At 37.4% G+C, this 3,026-nt stretch carries 6 protein-coding genes; all 6 read right to left on the bottom strand.

Annotation, left to right across the window (positions count from 1 at the left end; genetic code table 11):
• Nucleotides 1-85 precede the first annotated feature (85 nt).
• The 6 genes from V4538_17620 to V4538_17645 all read right to left on the bottom strand — a co-directional run bounded on the left by V4538_17620 (nucleotide 86) and on the right by V4538_17645 (nucleotide 2,997).
• Nucleotides 86-544 (bottom strand): hypothetical protein, encoded by a 459-nt coding sequence (locus V4538_17620; GenBank protein ID MES2382871.1) that lies wholly within the window; start codon nucleotides 542-544, stop codon nucleotides 86-88.
• Between the two features lie 221 nt (nucleotides 545-765).
• On the bottom strand, nucleotides 766-954 hold the full coding sequence (locus V4538_17625) for a hypothetical protein (GenBank protein MES2382872.1): 189 nt from the start codon (nucleotides 952-954) through the stop codon (nucleotides 766-768).
• Nucleotides 955-1,254: 300 nt separating this feature from the next.
• The gene (locus tag V4538_17630; protein ID MES2382873.1) at nucleotides 1,255-1,653 is read right to left on the bottom strand and encodes a hypothetical protein; all 399 of its coding nucleotides are present in this window, start codon (nucleotides 1,651-1,653) and stop codon (nucleotides 1,255-1,257) included.
• A 26-nt stretch (nucleotides 1,654-1,679) separates the two neighbouring features.
• The gene (locus V4538_17635) at nucleotides 1,680-2,336 is read right to left on the bottom strand and encodes an MT-A70 family methyltransferase (protein MES2382874.1); all 657 of its coding nucleotides are present in this window, start codon (nucleotides 2,334-2,336) and stop codon (nucleotides 1,680-1,682) included.
• A gap of 15 nt (nucleotides 2,337-2,351) precedes the next feature.
• Nucleotides 2,352-2,693: a hypothetical protein gene (locus V4538_17640; protein ID MES2382875.1), complete on the bottom strand. Its 342-nt coding sequence runs from the start codon at nucleotides 2,691-2,693 to the stop codon at nucleotides 2,352-2,354.
• A 67-nt stretch (nucleotides 2,694-2,760) separates the two neighbouring features.
• On the bottom strand, nucleotides 2,761-2,997 hold the full coding sequence (locus tag V4538_17645; GenBank protein MES2382876.1) for a hypothetical protein: 237 nt from the start codon (nucleotides 2,995-2,997) through the stop codon (nucleotides 2,761-2,763).
• Nucleotides 2,998-3,026: the final 29 nt, after the last annotated feature.

Raw genomic sequence — 3,026 nt, forward strand, 5'->3', positions numbered from 1 at the left:
TTATCCCAGGCCAAAACTCTCTTTTTATGTAGGGTTCTGGCTGAGTTGGGTTAAAGTAGTTTTAGTTCTCTTTTGCTTGTAATAATTATTTTGGGTTTGCTATAGCTATACCAAGATCAATAGCCGTTTTGCCGTTTGCTTTATGGTCTATACTAAACCACAATGGAACTGCGTAGTTGTATAAAATAAGGAATTGGTACATATAACAAGGCAGGTGTTTTGGTTCCTCAATAACATCATTCCAAAACTTTCTTAAAGTACTAATGCTGGACTCTTTTGTTAAATACCCATGCGTTGTGGGCAGTACGCCGTACGTTCCAACAACCTGTTTTAAATCTGCATCTGTAATATCATCAAGTGGCGTGAGCATTAATTTACATTCCCCTATATCGTAACTACCTTCACCGCTTTCATCTACAGAATAGTCGTAAACTGTGCCGTATGCCACACCATAAACTTGCTCCGGTTCGCCATGTTCAAAAATGAATTCCGAACCGATGTACATTGCGAAAACCCTTGTTATTTCCTCTTTATTTAGTTCCATTACTTAATTTTTATAAAATGAAAAAAGCCTTTGAATTTCGGGGTCAGGTCCCGTCCTTCAAAAGCTCTTTAAATATGTAACGCCGGAAAATCCGTTTTTATATCCTGACAATATATAAACGGTTTGATGTGCTACTTCATGATAATAAAAATTAAGTATGATTAATATTCGTTTCAAAACTAATTATTTTATTTGATAAACAATTATTTTATTCATTAATTTTAAGAAAATAATTCCCCGGCTTTTGCTTTAACCTCTGCTACTTGCCGCTTTACCGTTTCATACCTCATAACCGCTTTAGGCGGCCGTGTGCCGTTTAAAAAGTGAAGTGGAGGGATTGTATAGACCCACGGCGTAGGCTGTAATTTCCGAATCCCCTCGTACCAGTAGATGCCGTCCTTTTCTTTCATGCTGTGAAATATTATTACGTCCAATGTTTTAAGATACCTTGTTTTTTCTGTTTCACTCAGTGCATGCTTCAAAAATCTTATTGGACTGGGCTGGCTACTGTACCAGGTGTTGCCGGTGAAAGTGCTCTTAATCTTTTCGATAAAGTACATAAACTTTATTTTAACGGTGCTGTTACTTTTGAATCGGGTTCGATAAAAATGCTTTTCATACCCATTATTAATTTTGTTTCTCCTTTATACCCTTTTTTAAAGTGGAAATTCCCAACGCTAAAACCAAAAGGAAAATCAATTAAAGTGCCGCTACCGTATATAATAATACTCCTCACCCCCCCCCCATTTATTTATCATATCCATTATTACCTGTCTTTGAAACACTTTATTTGTTGGAACAAGGAAACTTACATTATCAGAAATTTCAAAGCTCTTTTTTAAGAAATCTTCAAATATTGAATAGGGCGGATTGCCGATAACCCAATCAACCTTCCCTTTATAATTAAAGAAGTCTTTACCCTCCCTTATTTCGCAGTAATCTTTATCACCTGTGAGCAGATTGTAAAAACTACCATCCCCCTTGCAAGGATCCAGCATTTTGCCTGAAGGGTTTAAATGTTTGATAATATTCTCGCTGACATAAACAGGCGTGTAAACTATATCCGCCTGGAGTACTGGTCTTTCCCAAAGTGATATTTGTAAATCCATATTTTTTTTAAAAATAAAATTCTTTTTTATTGCTCAATTATTATTGAGTTATTAACTTGGTTGCCGTACACATCCCACCCCTGATATTCGTAATCCGGGAATAAGCCATCACGGGATCTTGCAAATAATTCTACCTTTTTAGGTTCATTGAAACTTACCTGCACCGCTGTTGAAATCAATTCCCTGAAATAATGCGGTTTTTGAGAATGTTTACCGGCTTTTGATTGATGGCATTCATCAAGTTCAAACTCATTACTTTCAAAGAAGTTGGCTTTTTGCTGCCGAAACGCCTTAACATTCCCTTTTACTCCCACAAGTAAATGCTCACACTGCCCTCTGAACCAGTACCCCATACCCATACTCATTATCTTTCGCCATGTAATCATTGTTTTGTACTTAAATCCCCATGCCTTTAAAGTTTCCATACCCTCCGGTAAAAGTGGAACCGTTACCCACAAAAACAGTATGCAGTTCTTTTCAGTAATATCATGTATAGGCATTGCCATAATATCCTCGTTGGTCATTAAGGTATATTTCTTTTCGGCTGCACTTTCAAACGTGCCGCCTGTTTTCTTATTTTTATAAGTCCATGGACAATCAGCATAAACAACGTTGTACTTCATTTCGTCTAATTTCTCCTTTTTTAATTCTGAAAATATTTTATTACTTCTTTCCCGCTCCATTCACCCATGTAAACTTTAAACCGCCTCACATTTTATCTCCTCGCCTTTATGAATAAGGTTTATGAGGTTCTCTACCATATCCCGCTTATCCTGGTCCATTGAAAATATCTGCAGCATGATACAAGAGAACTGCATGGTATCACCTTTTCTGATTTCTTGTACAAACACCTCTCTGTTTTCATCACAGGTCATTCTTGCAATGGTATCTGTTTCATTTGCCTCGCATCTTTTAATAAGCCGGTTGATGAACTCTTTTGTATCGCCCGCTACTTCATGCCGGACGTAGGATAAATAGTTCCTTGCGATACTGTTGTGGATCATTGCCAGGATCATGTTATCGTTTGCAGATTGTTGCATTCCAATTTTTTAAAGGAGCAGACCGCAAAGGGTTAGTAGTGCAGCCTGCTCCGGAGTTAGGAAATGGTTAGTCACGCGACTTTGTAAAAGCCTGTGAAAACGGATCGTAAACTGTCTGGCAGGTAATTAGGCAATCTTCTTTTAATTCAAGAGTGGTATGGTTGTTTGTTGTCAACCTGCTTTCCCCTTTTACCTGAAAAGTCTCATTGACATTATCCAGATTAATTACTTGCTTCGCTCCTTCGATGAAGTGGCCGTGACTTGACGAAGGAGCTACGTTTACTTTTTGCGCTGTTTGTGTCATTTGTTATTTTTTAAAGTTTAAAAGTGTTT

Source organism: Bacteroidota bacterium, from assembly GCA_040388375.1.
GTDB lineage: Bacteria > Bacteroidota > Bacteroidia > UKL13-3 > UKL13-3 > JAAFJM01.